The 15,314-nt window shown below is 68.4% G+C and carries 14 protein-coding genes; 11 read left to right on the top strand and 3 right to left on the bottom strand.

Annotation, left to right across the window (positions count from 1 at the left end; translation table 11 throughout):
- Window positions 1–16 precede the first annotated feature (16 nt).
- Genes NL241_RS22435 through NL241_RS22415 form a run of 5 tightly spaced genes read left to right on the top strand, consistent with a single transcriptional unit; the run spans window position 17 to window position 6,599 of the window.
- Window positions 17–1,669 (top strand): ABC transporter substrate-binding protein, encoded by a 1,653-nt coding sequence (locus tag NL241_RS22435; protein ID WP_494395078.1) that lies wholly within the window; start codon window positions 17–19, stop codon window positions 1,667–1,669.
- Window positions 1,669–2,610, top strand: coding sequence for an LLM class flavin-dependent oxidoreductase (locus tag NL241_RS22430; RefSeq protein WP_494395077.1), 942 nt, complete (start codon window positions 1,669–1,671; stop codon window positions 2,608–2,610). Before NL241_RS22435 ends, NL241_RS22430 begins: the two co-directional genes overlap by 1 nt.
- Complete coding sequence (locus NL241_RS22425; RefSeq protein WP_494395076.1) at window positions 2,594–3,934, top strand: NtaA/DmoA family FMN-dependent monooxygenase; 1,341 nt, start codon at window positions 2,594–2,596, stop codon at window positions 3,932–3,934. The genes NL241_RS22430 and NL241_RS22425 overlap by 17 nt, the downstream gene beginning before the upstream one ends.
- The gene (locus NL241_RS22420; protein WP_494395075.1) at window positions 3,931–5,229 is read left to right on the top strand and encodes an NtaA/DmoA family FMN-dependent monooxygenase; all 1,299 of its coding nucleotides are present in this window, start codon (window positions 3,931–3,933) and stop codon (window positions 5,227–5,229) included. The genes NL241_RS22425 and NL241_RS22420 overlap by 4 nt, the downstream gene beginning before the upstream one ends.
- Entirely contained in the window at window positions 5,226–6,599 is a 1,374-nt protein-coding gene (locus NL241_RS22415; protein WP_494395074.1) for an aminotransferase class I/II-fold pyridoxal phosphate-dependent enzyme, read from the top strand. Before NL241_RS22420 ends, NL241_RS22415 begins: the two co-directional genes overlap by 4 nt.
- A 31-nt stretch (window positions 6,600–6,630) precedes the next feature.
- Here the strand turns inward: NL241_RS22415 and NL241_RS22410 are convergent, their stop codons facing one another.
- Window positions 6,631–7,362 (bottom strand): TVP38/TMEM64 family protein, encoded by a 732-nt coding sequence (locus NL241_RS22410; RefSeq protein WP_494395073.1) that lies wholly within the window; start codon window positions 7,360–7,362, stop codon window positions 6,631–6,633.
- A 34-nt stretch (window positions 7,363–7,396) separates the two neighbouring features.
- On the opposite strand from NL241_RS22410, the gene NL241_RS22405 reads away from it, so the two are divergent.
- Window positions 7,397–8,314, top strand: a complete 918-nt coding sequence (locus NL241_RS22405; protein ID WP_494395072.1) for a prenyltransferase/squalene oxidase repeat-containing protein — start codon at window positions 7,397–7,399, stop codon at window positions 8,312–8,314.
- On the opposite strand, the gene NL241_RS22400 is transcribed toward NL241_RS22405, so the two are convergent.
- Both NL241_RS22400 and NL241_RS22395 read right to left on the bottom strand, forming a co-directional pair.
- Window positions 8,292–9,257, bottom strand: a complete 966-nt coding sequence (locus tag NL241_RS22400) for an isopenicillin N synthase family dioxygenase (RefSeq protein WP_494395071.1) — start codon at window positions 9,255–9,257, stop codon at window positions 8,292–8,294. The genes NL241_RS22405 and NL241_RS22400 overlap by 23 nt on opposite strands.
- Window positions 9,258–9,273: 16 nt before the next feature.
- Window positions 9,274–10,434: a nitrate ABC transporter substrate-binding protein gene (locus NL241_RS22395; protein WP_494395070.1), complete on the bottom strand. Its 1,161-nt coding sequence runs from the start codon at window positions 10,432–10,434 to the stop codon at window positions 9,274–9,276.
- A gap of 260 nt (window positions 10,435–10,694) precedes the next feature.
- Between NL241_RS22395 and NL241_RS22390 the strand changes: the two genes are divergently transcribed.
- Genes NL241_RS22390 through NL241_RS22370 form a run of 5 tightly spaced genes read left to right on the top strand, consistent with a single transcriptional unit; the run spans window position 10,695 to window position 15,312 of the window.
- Entirely contained in the window at window positions 10,695–11,471 is a 777-nt protein-coding gene (locus tag NL241_RS22390) for an ABC transporter ATP-binding protein (protein WP_494395069.1), read from the top strand.
- Window positions 11,468–12,334 (top strand): ABC transporter permease, encoded by an 867-nt coding sequence (locus NL241_RS22385; protein ID WP_494395068.1) that lies wholly within the window; start codon window positions 11,468–11,470, stop codon window positions 12,332–12,334. The genes NL241_RS22390 and NL241_RS22385 overlap by 4 nt, the downstream gene beginning before the upstream one ends.
- Window positions 12,335–12,348: 14 nt before the next feature.
- Window positions 12,349–13,416, top strand: coding sequence for an isopenicillin N synthase family dioxygenase (locus NL241_RS22380; protein WP_494395067.1), 1,068 nt, complete (start codon window positions 12,349–12,351; stop codon window positions 13,414–13,416).
- A 15-nt stretch (window positions 13,417–13,431) separates the two neighbouring features.
- A complete protein-coding gene (locus NL241_RS22375) occupies window positions 13,432–14,076 on the top strand; it encodes a GntR family transcriptional regulator (protein WP_487687741.1) in 645 nt (214 codons plus the stop codon).
- A 3-nt stretch (window positions 14,077–14,079) separates the two neighbouring features.
- On the top strand, window positions 14,080–15,312 hold the full coding sequence (locus NL241_RS22370) for an amidohydrolase family protein (RefSeq protein WP_494395066.1): 1,233 nt from the start codon (window positions 14,080–14,082) through the stop codon (window positions 15,310–15,312).
- Window positions 15,313–15,314: the final 2 nt, after the last annotated feature.

The following is a 15,314-nucleotide window of genomic DNA, read 5'->3' as shown; positions in this document are numbered from 1 at the left end:
AGAAAGGATCGAAGAAGTGACAAGAAGACGATCGCTGGCCGTGCGGCTGGCAGCGCTGGCCGGCGCGGCGATGCTGGCTTTGACCGCCTGCGGCAGCGACTCCGGCGGCGGCGAAAGCAGCGGCGAACCCGTGCGCGGCGGCGTCCTGACCGTGGCGCAGGCCGATTACCCCGAAGAGGGGATGAACCCGCAGGTGCGCGGCTGCTGCTCGGAAGTGCAGGTGATGCGCAACGTCTACGACAGCCTGGTCGCCATCGACTACGACGAGTCGATCCACCCGTGGCTGGCCGAGAGCTGGGAGCGCTCCGAGGACGGCTTGACCTACACCTTCAAGCTCGAGCAGGGCGTGAAGTTCAGCGACGGTGAGCCGTTCAACGCCGCGGCGGTCAAGGCGAACTTCGACAAGATCATCAACGACGAGGAGTACGCGCCGTCGGTGAAATCCAGCACGTTCCAGACGCTGGCCGCCACCGAAGTCGTCGACGAATACACCGTGCGCACAGTGCTTTCCGAGCCCACCGCGAACTGGCTGAACACCCTGGCGTCGCTGCAGGGCGGCCAGATCTCGCCGAAGTCGCTGGAGAACCCCGACGCGGCCGCCGGTGGCGTCGGCATCGCCGGCACCGGCCCGTTCATCCTCGACGAGGTGGTGGAAGGGTCCGAGCTGCGGTTCAAGCGCAACGAGGACTACAACTGGCCCTCGGCACTGGCCAAACACGAGGGTCCGGCCTACCTCGACGAGCTGGTGGTCAAGATCGTGCCCGAGCCCAATGTGCGGGCCGGCCTGCTGACCTCGGGTGAGGTCGACGGCATCGCTCAGGTGGCGCCGGCCGATATCGCGACCTTCGACGGTGTGGAGGGATTCCAGTTCGAGTGGAAGCCGTCGAACGTCTCGCCCTACTCGCTGTACTTCAACGTCACCGGTGACAACACCAAGGATGTCCGCGTCCGACGCGCACTGCGCGAGGCCGTTGACCTCAACCCGATCATCGACACGGTGCTGCAGGGCAGCTCCGATCGTGCCTGGAGCATCGTCGGCCCGCAGAGCCCGTTCTACGATCCGCAGTTCGAAAACGCCTACGGCGGCAACGTCGAAGAAGCCAACAAGCTGCTCGACGAGGCCGGCTGGACCGGTCCCCGGGACAGCGAGGGATACCGCACCAACGCGGAGGGTCAGCGCCTGACCATCCGGCTGATCGCCACCGAGCCCAAGCCGCCGCTGTCGACGGTGCTCGAGGCCTACCAGGCCGAGGCGCGCACCAACGCCGGTATCGACGTCGACCTGCAGTTCCGCGACGAAGGCACCGTCGACGTGGTGCGCGAGACCAACACCTACGAGGCCTTCCCTCGCGCGGTCGGTGGTGTCGACATCGGCGTGGTGCTGGAGAAGATCTACGAGACCGGCGGCGCCATCAACGGCCCGAAGCTGGAGGACCCGCAGGTCGACGGCTGGCTGGCGGATGGCCGGACCGCGCTCGATGACGACGCACGCAAGGCCGCGTACAACAACGTCGCGCAGTACGCGCTGATCGATCAGGTGACGACGCTGCCGCTGTACACCGAGCGTTACAACGCGGCGGCATCCAGTGCGGTGCACGAGATCGAGCGGTGGCTGGACCCGCCGCGCGGGATGACGAACTTCTGGGCCTACGACACCTGGAAGTCCTAGTGCCGGATTTCGGGATCTTCTTCCGCCTCAACGACACCGAGGCCGACCCGGTACGCCAGTACCATGACGGGCTCGACCTCATAGTCCATGCCGAGGAGCTCGGACTCTCGACAGCGTGGATCACCTCGCACCACTTCCGTTCCGACAAGGGCACCATCGCCTCGCCGCTGGTGTTCCTGGCGGCGGCGAGCCAGCGCACGAGCCGGATCCGGCTCGGCGCGGGCGTCGTCGTCATCACCCTGGAGAACCCGATCCGGGTGGCCGAGGACGCGGTGATCGCCGATGCGCTCTCGGGTGGGCGGTTGCAGCTGGGACTCGGTTCGGGACTCGAGGATTGGGCGTTCGGACCGTTCGGGGTGGACTGGGACAACCGGCTGCAGGTGTACTCCGACAAGGTGGCCACCCTCCGGCGGGTGCTCGACGGCGACGACCTCGGCGGCGGCCGCCGGCTCTACCCGCCGGCGGGAGAGCTGCGGCAGCGGTTGTGGCGGGTGGCCAGTGACCCGACCCACGCCGCCGAGATCGGGGCCATCGGCGACAACCTGTTGTTGAGGTCGTCGAAAGCGCTGGACTACGAGGGCAATCTGCGCCGGCACAGCGAAGCGATCGACGGATTCCGCGAGCACGCCGACCCGCAGCAACGCATCGCTGCCTCGCGCACCGTGATCACCGCCGAGACCACCGCGCAGGCACGTGCCCTGGCGGGGGAGCGGGCCATCGAACTGCACCGCAAGAACGGTAACGGCGATGCCTGGTACGGCGACCCGGACCTGGTGCGCACCGCGCTGCGCAACGACCCGGAGCTGGACCTGGTGGACGAAGTGCTGTTGCAGGTCGCGCCGGCGAAACTGACCTTGGCGCAATGGAAAGCCAGCCTGTCGTTGACCGTCTCCGAGGTCTTGGAGCCGTTGCGGGAGGTCGCGCATGCCGCGTCAGCCTGACGAGGGTCTGATCCTCAACCTGAACCTGCTGCCCGGTGGGACCGCCAAAGGCTCGTGGCGACTCGACAGCCATGACCCGTCCTGGTTCGTCACGCATCACCACTACGTGGAACTCGCGCAGATCGCCGAGCGCGGCAAACTGCAGGCGGTGTTCCTGGCCGACACCCCGGCCTTCGACGGCGCCTACTGGCACCACCCGTGGCGGGCGCTGACCCCGTTCATCGCGTTGACCGCGGTCGCCGGGGCGACGAGCCGGATCGGCCTGATCGGCACCGCCTCGACGTCCTACAACGACCCGTACAACCTGGCCCGCCAGGTGTCGTCGCTGGACCTGGTGAGCGACGGCCGGGCGGCGTGGAACTACGTCGTGACCGCGGGAGACAAAGCAGCGCGCAACTTCTCGGCGCCGAATGCCCTGGCGAAAGCGGACCGGTACGCCCGGGCCAATGAGTTCGTCGACGCGGTGGTGGCGCTGTGGGAAGCGTGGGAGCCGGATCCGATTGCCGGTGACCGGGCCACCGGCGACTACCTGCGTCCTGGGGCGCTGCGCCCCGCGGCGTTCGCCGGGGAACGGATCCAGGTGGCCGGCGAGCCGCTGGTGCCGCCGTCGCCGCAGGGCCGCCCGCTGCTGGTACAGGCGGGTGCCTCCGAACACGGCATCGCGCTGGCCGCTCGCACCGCCGATGCGGTCTACACCCACCAGACCGAACTGGGTGACGGCGTGACGTACCGGAATCTGTTGCGCAACAGGGCGGCCGAGGCAGGTCGTGATCCGGACACCATGAAGGTGCTACCGGGTTTCTTCGTCGTCATCGGTGACACCGAAGAGAACGCCCGGGCCCGGCAGCGCGAACTGGATGAGGCCACCCCGGACGCCACCCGGGTGTCGTTCTTCGCCCGCCAGCTCGGGATCCCGGCGGACGCGTTGCACATGGACCGCCAGCTTCCGTTCGATCTGCTGGCCAAGGCCGAGATCAGCCGCACCGCGGCCAGCGAGCTCGACGGACTGCTGGACCGGGCCGCGCGCGACAACCTCACGTTGCGTGAGGTCTTCCGGTTGCGCCGCAACGGAACTCAGCACGTCTCGGTGATCGGTACCCCCGAGCAGGTGGCCGACACCATCAGCGACTGGTACCTCGCCGAAGCCGCCGACGGGTTCAACCTGCACATGGCCAGCTCGCCGAGTGTGCTGATCGATTTCGTCGACCACGTGGTGCCGCTGCTGCAGGCCCGCGGTGTGTTCCACACCGACTATCAGGGCACCACCTTGCGTCAGCACTACGGACTGGCGCCGCACCGCCTAGGGTCCGGGGCGCTCGCGTGAGCACCGACCGGACGCTGCGTTTCGTCGTCTCCGGCGAGCACGCGTTCGGGCCCATCGCACGCTGGCGCGACGCCGACGTCGACCCGTCCGACATCGGTGACCTCGAGCAGCACGTCGCCTACGCCCGCTGGGCCGAAGCCGCCGGTTTCGGTGCGCTGTTCTACGCCGATTTCCTCGGCTTCGACCCGGTGCGGCACCAGACGCCGCGTCTGCCGTTCGACCCGCTGTCACTGACCGCGGCCCTGGCGGCGCGCACCCGTGACATCGGGTTCATCGCCACCGCCTCGACGAGTTTCCACGAGCCCTACAACCTGGCCCGCACCCTCGCATCGCTGCAGCGGCTGTCCGGTGACCGGGTGGCGTGGAACGTCGTGACATCGTTCACCGGTGAGGCCAACTTCGGCGCGGAGACGCTGCCGGATCCCGCGACACGCTACGCCCGGGCGCAGGAGTTCCTGGACGTCACCCGCGCGTTGTGGTCGAGCTTCCCCGCGGAGGCGATCGTCGACGACAAAGCCGCCGGGGTGTACGTCGACACCGCCCAGGTGACGCCGGTTGACCACTCCGGGCGGTTCTTCTCCGTGCGGGGCCCGCTGGATGTGCCGGGGTTGGCCTCGCGGCCGGTGCTGGTGCAAGCAGGTGCCTCCGACGAGGGAGTGGCTTTCGCCGCGCGCAACGCCGACGTGGTGTTCGTCGCCGCGCCGGATTTCGAGCATGCGCTCGCCTTCGGCACCCGCCTGCGGAAGGCGGCCGCCGACGCGGGGCGCGGGCCGGGAGAGGTATTGGTGTTCCCCGGGTTTCGCGCGTTTCTGGGTGCCGACGTCGCGGCGGCGCGCCAGGCCCGCCGTGCGCGGGTGACCCCGGATGTGCTGGACAAGGCGCGCCGCGCCGTGGTGCGCGAGTCACCTGGATTCCGATTCACCGAGCTGCCGTTGGACGAGCCCATCCCGGTGACGCATCTACCGTCTGCCGAGGAACTGCAGGCGTCGCACCGGCGCCGCAGCCGCGCGCAGATCTACCTGCGCTGGGCCTCGGAGCCGGGTGTCACCCTGCGGGACGTGTTGGAACGGGTGGCGCTGGAGCACGGTCACTTCGCCATGACAGCCGCCCCCGCCGCGGTGGCCGACGAACTGGAGCGGTGGTTCGTCGCCGGGGCGGCCGACGGATTCATGATCAACTACGGGTCGGGGATCGCCGAATTCGCCGACACTGTGCTGCCGCTGCTGCAGGCGCGGGGGTTGTGGGAGCCGCCGGCGACGCGGGACCTGCGTAGCCGATTGGGCCTGCCGCAATGACGGGGGTCAGATGGGCCGGCGCCCCGGCATCGATGCCGGGTGTGCAGGTGGATGCCGAGTGGCTGGCGCAGCGCCTGCCGGGGAGTACCGCCAAGGCACTCGGCCGCGGCCTGACTGCGTTGATCGATGCCGGTGAGCTGACGCCCGGGGCGCAGCTGCCCACCATCCGCGACTTCGCCCGCGCCGCCGGGGTGAGTCCGGGCACCGTGATGTCTGCCTGGAGCGGGGTCCGTGACACCGGCAGGCTGCATACCCGCCGCCGCGGTGGGACCGTGGTGGCGGATCTGCGCACTCCGGCCCGTGCGCTCGACTGGTCCGAGATCGAGATGTCCACGGTGACACCGGATCCCGCGCTGCAGCCAGACCTGGCCGCGGCGCTGGTGGAGGCGCTGGCCACCCCGGATCTTCACGCCGCCGAACGGGCCTACATCTCCCCGCGGCTGTTACGCAGCGTGGCGGCCAGCTGGCCGTTCGAACCGCAGGCGTGGAACTGCGTGGGCGGCGGCACCGAAGCGGTGGTGCTCGCGACGGCCGCGGCCGCCGCGGGGGGCCGGGTGGCCGTGGAGGAGCCCGTCAGCCCCGGCTACCTGGACATCCTGCGTGGACTCGGTATCGAACCCGTCGGCGTGCGCGCCGACGAGGAAGGCCCCACCGTCGCCTCCGTCACCGCCGCACTGGCCTCGGGCGTCACCGCCCTGGTGCTGCAACCCAGCGGCGCCTACGCCGTCCACGGCGCGCTCACCGAGGCCCGGGCGGCGGATCTGGCCGCGCTGATCGCCGACCGCGCGCCGCGGACCTGGATCGTCGAGGACGACAGTGCCGGCCCGCTGACCGAACACGAGCCCGCGACCCTGGGTGGTCATCTGCCGGCCCAGGTGTTGCGAGTCCGTAGTTACTGCAAGGCATTCGGCATCGATCTGCGGACCGCGGTGCTGGGCGGCAGCGCCGAGCTGGTGGAGCGCACCATCCGGTTGCGCAGCTTCGGGATGGCCTCCAACAGCCGGATCCTGCAGAACGCGCTGGCGGCGCTGATCGACGACGAGGAGACCGCGGCGGCGATGTACCGCACCCGGATCACCTACCGCAGGCGACGCCAATCCGCGCTGGAGGCCTTCGCGCGGGCCGGGCTGAACGCGACGGCCAGCGCCGAAGGATTCGTGGTGTGGGTGCAGGTGCCGGACGAGACGTCCGCGTTGGTGAACCTGGCCCGCCAGGGTCTGGTGGTGGCGGCCGGGTCCACGTCGTTCGTGACCCCGCCCGGCGGGTTGTTGCGGGTGTCGGTGTTGCAGTTACCCGAGGACCAGGTCGATGAGCTGGCTGTTGCGGTGCGGGCAGCGGTGCACTCCGCGGAGCGGGAGTACTTCGACTGACGGGGCGCCGAGATCGACGAAATTCCGAAAGTCACTCGGACTTTTGGGCCCGTGTGTCGGTTTGGGTGTTCTTGTGGGAGCGCCAGCTGCGGTAGCCGCGGTGCGCGGCGAAGGCGCCGATCACCGCGGTCACGCACCACACCGCGATCGCGCTGTAGGCCAGGGGCGCCGACAGATCACCGATCGACGCGCCGAGTGCGGTGTAGACGAAGGCGCGGGGCGCCGACCCGATGAACGCCCCGACCGCCATCTGCCACAACGGAACTCCGAACGCGCCGAACACGTAGGACGCCAGCGCATCCGAGATGCCGGGGACGAACCGCTGCCCGACCACCGCCCACAGGCCGCGGCGTTGGATCTGGGCATCGAGCCGGTCGGCACGTTCGGCGCCCAGCAGACCGCGCGCGCTTTCCCTCCCTGCGCGCCGCCCGAGCAGGCTGGTGATGGTGGCGGTGCCCACGGTGGCACCCAGCGTCGCGAAGGTTCCGACCACGGGGCCGAACAGCAGGCCGCTGGCGGCCGCCAGCAGCGGGCCGGGCACGAAGATGGCACCCAGGGCCGCCGAGACCACCACGTAGACCAGCGGCGCGGCCGGGCCGGCCGATCCGATGAATGCGCGTACCGCATCGATGTCGATGACCCGGGCCACCGCGATCAGGTAGAACATGCCCAGCAGGAAGGCAGCGAACACCGCAAGGCGCAGGAGGTGGCGTCTGCGGTCGGTCGGCTGGTCGGCCGGCGGTGCGCCGTCGGTGTCGGTCATGCTGACCGCAATCCTGCCCGATTAGAGTCGGGGAGTGCTCACCGAGTGGCTGCTCGACTCCGACCCGGCGCTGCGCTGGCAGGTCGAGCGCGACCTGCTGCACGAACCGCCCGAGGTCTGGGAGGCCACCCGGGCGCGCGTCGCCACGGAAGGGTTCGGCGCCCGGCTGCTGGCGTTGCAGGACCCCGACGGGCAATGGGCCGGCGGCGCCTTCTTCCCCGCGGGATTCGACGAGTCTGAGGCAGGCCAGCCCTGGACGGCCACCACGTGGTCACTGAATGCGCTGCGGGAGTGGGGGCTCGACGCCGCGGTGCTGGGCGATACCGCCGAGCGTCTGGCCGCCACCTGCCGGTGGGAGTACGACGATCTGCCGTACTGGGGCGGTGAGGTGGACTGCTGTATCAACGCCTGGACACTGGCCAACGGCGCCTGGCTCGGCGCCGACGTCGCCGGCATCGCGGACTGGTTCGTCGAGCACCAACTGCCTGACGGCGGCTGGAACTGCGAGTGGGTGGACGGCTCGACGCGCTCGTCGTTTCATTCCACGCTGAATTCGCTCAAGGGCCTGCTGGCGTACGGGGCGGTTCCGCAGGTGCGTCACGCCGGCGAGGAGTACCTGTTGACCCGCAGGCTGTTCCGCCGGCTGTCGACGGGGGAGCAGGTGGGGCCGTGGGTGGACCGGTTCACCTATCCGTTCCGCTGGTGCTACAGCGTGCTCAACGCCGCCGACTACTTCCGTGCGGCTGACCGCCCGGATCCGCGGCTCGCAGACGCGATCACCATGATCCGCGACGCCCGGCAGCCGGATGGGACCTGGCTACAAGCCAGGCCCCATGCCGGCCGGGTGTGGTTCGAGGTCGACGCACCCGAGGGTGAACCCTCGAAATGGCTGACCTTCCACGCGATGCGGGTGGTGCAGTGGTGGGACGCTAGCGAGCGAAATTCGCGTTGATACGCTGCTGCAGATAGTCTTTCGCGCTGATCTGGGGATACTTGCCGCTGGGGCCGGCGATGGTGACCTCGCTGTTGGCCTGGGCGAAGAACGCGATGCTGTACCGCGCTCCACGATGATCGGTTGGCCCGGGGCTCTTGACGCGATGGAAATTCGACGGCAGCAGGTCATCGCTCCACCGCATCAACATGTCACCGATATTGCAGGTGATCGCGTCTTCGGAGGGGTGTACCGACGTCCATTGCTGGGCATCGCGCTCCTTGCCGGGACACACCTGCAAGCCCCCCTGCCCGTCCCGCTGGAAAAGCAAGGTCAGGCAGTCGAAGTCGGTGTGTGCACCGGCCCGCCACACCCCGGTGAGGTCTGCATCGGCGGGCAGCGCAAAGTAGTGCAACAGCCGCAGCGTGCTCTGGTAGGTGGGCGAGGCCGGGTCGTGGGCCCGGGTGAAGAAGTCACGGTCGAAGCCCAGTTTGTCGGCGAACAGCGACAACAGCTCCATGGCCAGCGCCCAGCATCTGTGTTCGAAATCGAGGATGGTGGAACGGAATCCGGCCAGTTCCTCCTCTGCCGGCCACAACCCGTCCATATTCGACAGGGTGACCTGGTACGACTCCTTCTGGTCCGGCACCCCGACCGAGGGCCGGATCTGGGTGAGCTGTTCCCAGCCGGAGTTGAACCGTTTGGGCCGGCGCGCCTTGACCTCCTCGGGGAGGGCGAAGAACTTCTCGGCCATGGTGAACGCCGCCCGCACCTCGGCGAGATCGATACCGTGATCGACAACCTGGAAGAAGCCGATATCGGTTGCCGCGCTCCATATTTCGTCAGCGATCTGGGCGCGCCGGCTCTCGAGACCGGCCAACGAGATTCGCCGTACCTCGCGGTCGCTCTCGGTGCCGAGCGCGCCCATGGCACGCTCGCGCTGCAGTTCGGTCATCTCTGTCATGCTCATGTGTCCTTACTCAGTTGGTGGCGATCGACGGATCGCTGAACCGGTTGATGAACAGGGTCTCTCCGGTCATGTCCGCCGGGACGACGTTGCCGGTGGCCGCCAGCACGGCCCGCAGGTCTTCGACATTGCGGTTGGTGCGCGCGGGGTCGTAAACGCCGAACGAACCGTTGTCCTCGGCGGCCAGCAGACCCTTCTCGACCAGCAGGTCCGCGCTGAACGCGGCTTCGCCTTCGGAGTACGGCGAGTAGGTGTCGTCCTGGGAGATGACGTCGACGATCACCTTGTTGACGGGCTCTGGCGAGGCGGCGTAGTCGACCCCGGCCTGCTGGATGATCGGCACCAATTTCTCCAGGCAGGGTGCGAGTTCTTCGAGCTTGTCGGCCCGGACCGACATGTTGGAGGCGTAGATGTCGTAGCCCACGTCCTTGATCAGGCCCCAGCCCACCGGCTTGTTCCAGGACGGGGTGTCGTGCTCGTAGGTGTAGGGCTCGGAGTTCGCGAAGCCCTGCTGGACGATGGTCGGGTCGCCGACGAAGCGGGCGGGTGCGCCGTCGTAGCTGGTGTCGATCTGCGACTGCGCGAGCATGCCCTTGCCGACCATCCACTGCGGGTAGATCTGGTCCTTGGACACCACCACCGTGGCGTCGGTCTTGCCGATGTCGGCGACGGTCTGCCAGTCGGGGTGGCTGGCCGGATCCCACATCAGGATGGCCGGGCTGTATTTGAGCAGCGGGGTCACACCGATGACGGGCTGGTCGGCGGCCGCGGCGATCAACTGGTCGCCGTGCACGATGCCCATGACCAGGGAGTCGTCGACGTAGAGCTGCGACGGGACGGACTGGAACCCGATCGCGGGTCCGCCGGCTTTGAGGGTCAGGTCGACGCCGGTGTCCAGGCCGCCGGCCACCAGCGGCCCGGTCACCGACTTCTCGTCGGTGTTCACCTCATAGCCGGGGCCGAGCATCCCGAACACCGCACCCATGTCCGACTGCGGCTGCCACTGCAGCTGGATGCCCACGTTGGCGGGGCAGACTCCAGCCAGTGACTGGGCGTCGGCGGCCGCCTCGATGGTGGTCTCCTCGGGGGCCTGCTCACTGCTGTAGGCACAGGCGGACAGGGTGGCAGCGGCGCAGCTGACGGCCGCTACCTTCCGCAGAATCGATGGGGACATGACTGCTCCTCGGTAATGTGGGGTGGAAACGATCCCGGCCACGGGCCAACGGAATCCGCGATTACATGCAACCACGGTGACTGTTGCAACGGTGTAAATGATGTCCTATATCGCTCGGATGGTCGCAGTTTCCTGGGGTTGACCCCGATTTACTTACTCAGGGTTCACGATGGGAAACATCGCTGTAATACATGTAATCGAGGCTGGGTCACAGCCAAGTGCTCAACTACTGCATGTAACCCAAGTCGTCAGGAGCGCCAGTGGATACGGCCCCGTCCACGAGTTCGTCGTTACTCGCCGACGCCCGAGCTCAGATCGAGTTCACGGACGTGACAAAACGATTCGACACCGGCACCACGGCCGTCGAGCACGCCGACCTGACCCTGCACGCCGGTGAATTCGTTGCCGTCGTCGGTCCCTCCGGGTGCGGGAAATCGACCTTGCTCCGGATGGCGGCGGGGCTGGAGTCACCCAGCTCGGGGCAGGTCCGTGTGGACACCTCGTCGGTCGGCTTCATCTTCCAGGAGCCCACCCTGCTGCCCTGGCGGTCGGTGCGGGCCAACGTCGAACTGTGCGCCGAACTCAGCCGGGGCAACCGGGCGGAAACGAAACGTCGTGCCGCGGAGGCGATTTCCGCGGTGGGCCTGGAGCAGTTCGCCGATCACCTACCCAAGACACTCTCGGGCGGCATGAAGATGCGGGTGTCGCTGGCGCGCGCGCTCACGTTGTCGCCGGAAATCCTGCTGCTCGACGAGCCGTTCGGGGCGCTCGATGAGATGACCCGGCTCGACATGCAGGTCGAACTGCAGCGTCTCTACGCCGAGCGGGGATTCACGGCGATGTTCGTCACCCATTCGGTCTCCGAGGCTGTCTATCTGGCCAGCCGGGTGGTGGTCATGACGGCGCGTCCCGGCCGGATCGCCGGCGTCATCGACGTCGACTTCCCTTATCCCCGTTCAGAAGAGCTGCGTTTCCAGGCGCGGTTCACCGACTATGTGGCTGATGTGACGGCGTTACTGCACGGGAGGACGGCATGACGGTTCTGGAGCGGCCCGTTCGATTGTTCGCCCGCAATTCCCCGCAGGCTGCCGAAGCGGGAGAACCCAAGCGCCGCATACGGTTCAGGTCAGCGGTCGGATACCCGGTGCTGTCTTTGGCGGCCGGCCTGGCGGTCTGGTCGGCCGTCAGTTACCTGGTGCTCGAACCCCATCGGCGATTCATGCTGCCCCCGCCCGTCGACGTACTGCGTAACTCGCTGATGGACTGGGCGCACCTGCAGCCGATGCTGGCCGCGCTCTCGGTCACCGCGCAGGTGACCCTGGTCGGGTTCCTGGTCGCCGTGGTCGCCGGCGTAGCCACCGGTGTGCTGATGTGCCAGGCGCGTTGGCTCGAGAAGATCATCTACCCGTACGCGGTGGTGATCCAGGTGATTCCCATCCTCGCGATCGTTCCGCTCATCGGTTTGTGGCTGGGCTACGGTATGGCCGCGCGCACGCTGGTGTGCGTCTTGATCGCGGTGTTCCCGATCATCACCAACACACACTTCGGCATCCGGTCGGTGGACCGCGGTATGCACGAGCTGTTCACCATCTCCGGGGCCTCGCGGTGGGACCGGTTGATCAAACTCGAACTGCGCGCGGCCCTTCCGGCGATCCTGACCGGTGTGCGCACCGCAGCAGGTCTGGTGGTGGTGGGCGCGATCATCGGCGACATGTTCTTCGCCAAGGGCCAGCCCGGGATCGGGACACTGCTCGACGTCTACCGAGGCAGGCTGCAGTCCGAAGACCTGATCGCCGCGATCGTGCTGGCCTCGTTGTTCGGGGTGCTGGTTTTTGCGGCCATGGGCTGGGTGACGCGGCTGGCAGTCGGTCGCTGGCATGAGTCGGGACAACAACTGTGAACGGAGACAACCACGTGACCGAAGACACCGCTTTCCACGTCCCCGTGCTCGACGTGAGCCGTTACGTCGCCGGTGGCGACGCGGCCTCGGATCCCGACTGCGCGCAGGTGGCCGCCGCGCTGGACAAGGCCTGCCGGGAGGTCGGTTTCATCCAGATCGTCGGCCACGGGATCGACACCGGCGCGCTGGCCGGGTTGGCCGACGCTCTCGACGAGTTCTTCGGCCTGCCGCTGTCCGTCAAGAACGGCTACCGCCGCGACCCGTCGGCCAACCGCGGCTATTCGCCACCCAAGAGCGAGTCGCTGAGCATGAGCCTGGGTGTCACGACCAACCTGATGAACGACTACTACGAGGCGTTCACCGTGGGCACCGAGGCCGCCGAGTTCGCTGGGCGGTTCCCTGCCCTGCATCTGCCCGAAAACAGCTATGCCCACAACAATTGGCCCGAGGCTGCACCGGGCTTCCGGCCGCGGATCGAAACGTACTTCGCCGAGGCGCAGCGCCTGGCCCGCATCCTGATGGTGGCGTTCACCGATGCACTGAACCTCCCGGCGGGCTACTTCGACTCGATGATCGACCATTCGATCGAGGTGCTGAAGATGAACAACTTCGCCCTGCCCGAAGGGGACACCGCGGTCGCGGGGGAGCTGCAGGGCATGGGCGCGCACACCGATTTCGGCATCCTGACCATCCTGTGGGCCGATCAGGTGCCGGGTCTGCAGGTGCTCGACCGCGCCGGGGTGTGGCACGATGTGCAGCCCGCCGACGGAGCACTGCTGATCAATCTCGGTGACGCGATGGCCCGCTGGACCAACGACCGTTGGATGTCCACCGTGCACCGGGTCGACCCGCCCGTGTGCGACGGACGCATCCAGCGCCGCCGGTCGGCGGCGTTCTTCTTCGACGGCAATTACGACGCGGTGCTCGAGGCGCTGCCGGGCACTCTCGCCGACGGGGAGACGGGGTATGAACCGATTACGGTGGCCGAGAACATCGCGATGAAGGTGGCGGGGCTGCGTGCCGGGGTGGCACCGCAGGCGGTGCTGCGGGAAGCGGCACGGGTATCGGCAGCGGCGAAGTAAGGAGAACGCTCGAACATGACGGCCTCGGATGGTGCTCTGCTCACCGAGTCGGTGCACCGCTCGCTGCAGGAGATGATCTTCACCGGCGAGCTGCTGCCCGGCAGCCCCCTGTCCGTACCCGCACTGGCCGCCCGGCTCAACGTCAGCCGAACCCCGGTCCGCGAAGCGGTGCAGCAACTCATCTACGAGGGGCTGGCCACGCATACCCGCAATGCCGGTGCGCGGGTGACCCTTCTGGATGACGACGCGGTGAAGGCGGTCTTCGAGGTCCGGGAAGTGCTCGACGGGCTGGCGGCGCACACCGCCACGCTGATCGCCACCCGCGCCACCGTCGAGCAGCTGCGCAAGATGGTGCAGGTGCAGCGTGAACTGCTGGACGAGGCACCGGACCGGCATCGTGACGCGAAGCTGGATCTGGACTTCCACACCCTGATTCGTGACACCGCCCGCAACCGGCCGCTGTCGGATGCGCTGGCCCGCCTCGACGGACAGGCGCATCTGTACCGGTCGGACATGTGGGCATGCGAACTGAATCGGCGCCTGGCCGTCGGCGAGCACGAACGCATCGTGGCTGCCATCGAAGCCGGCGACGCGAACGGAGCCCGCTCGGCGGCCTGCGCCCACGTGGCGGGGCTGTACGTGCGGACGCGGCGAAGCTGAGTCATGACACCGATTGAGGCGCAACCTGTTTCGCTGCTGCGCGGCGCCACGCTGTCCGACGGCTCGGTGGTGGACGTCCGCATCGAGCGCGACGGCGCCGATGCCGTCGTCACGTCCGTCGCACCCGCGGATCCGGCAGAACGCGGCGGGCTGGATCTTCGTGGGTATCTCCTGTTCACCGCAGCGGCCGAACCGCACGCGCACCTGGACAAGGCGTTGTCCTGGGATGCCCTGAAACCCCAGCTGGGCGACTTGTCAGACGCCATCGCCACGTGGAAGGAGGGCTCGCTGCGTTTCGACGAGGACTCGTTCCGGCGGCGGGCACGCCAGGCCGCGTTGGCGCTGCTGCGCAACGGCACCACCGCCGTACGCACCCACGTCGACATCCTGATGGGCGAGGACCCACTGCGCGGTATCCGGGCCGTCGATGCCGTGCGCCGAGAACTGGCTGGGCTGATGAGCATCGAGATCGTCGCCCTGATCAAGGCCTACTCGGGAGCCGAATTGCTGCACGCCGCACTGGACGCCGGGGCCGATCTGGTGGGCGGGTCACCACACAACGCCCCAGACCCCACCGGCGAACTGGACCGGCTGCTCGGGGTGGCCGAAGACCGCGGCGTGGGTACCGACCTGCACACCGACGAGTTCCTCTTCGGTGACCACCACACGATCGCCGACTACGCCAAGCGCGCCGGCGCCTGGCCCGCCGGCCGCGTCCGGACCGCCAGCCACTGCACGCGGCTGGGCACCATGGCGCCAGACGAACTCGACCGGCTGCTGCCCCAGATCGCCGACGCAGGAATCGGGGTCATCGCCAATCCGATCACCAACCTCTACCTCCAAGGGCGAGACAGCCACTCGGCCACACCGCGCGGCATCACCGCCATCGCGGCACTGCGCCGCGCGGGTATCCCGGTGGCGGCCGGCGCCGACAATGTGCGCGACCCGTTCAACCCCTTGGGCCGCAGCGACGCACTGGAAACGGCCATGCTGAGCGTGATCGCCGGGCACGTACACCCCGATGTCGCCCTGCACATGGTCACCGACGGCGCCCGCACGGTCCTGGGGTTGCCGGAGGCGGGACCGCGGGTGGGGGCGCGGGCCGAGTTGCTGGCGGTGCGGGGCAGCAGTGTGCCCGACGTGATCGCCAACGCGCCGGCCGACCGGGTGGTGGTCCACCGCGGGGCCGTGGTGGCGCGCAGCCGGACTCAATGGTGGCTGGCCACGGAAAGCTAGTC

This window comes from Mycolicibacterium sp. SMGY-1XX (assembly GCF_059132455.1).
The sequence above is the reverse complement of the archived record's forward strand: the minus strand, read 5'-3'. Positions and strand labels throughout refer to the sequence as shown.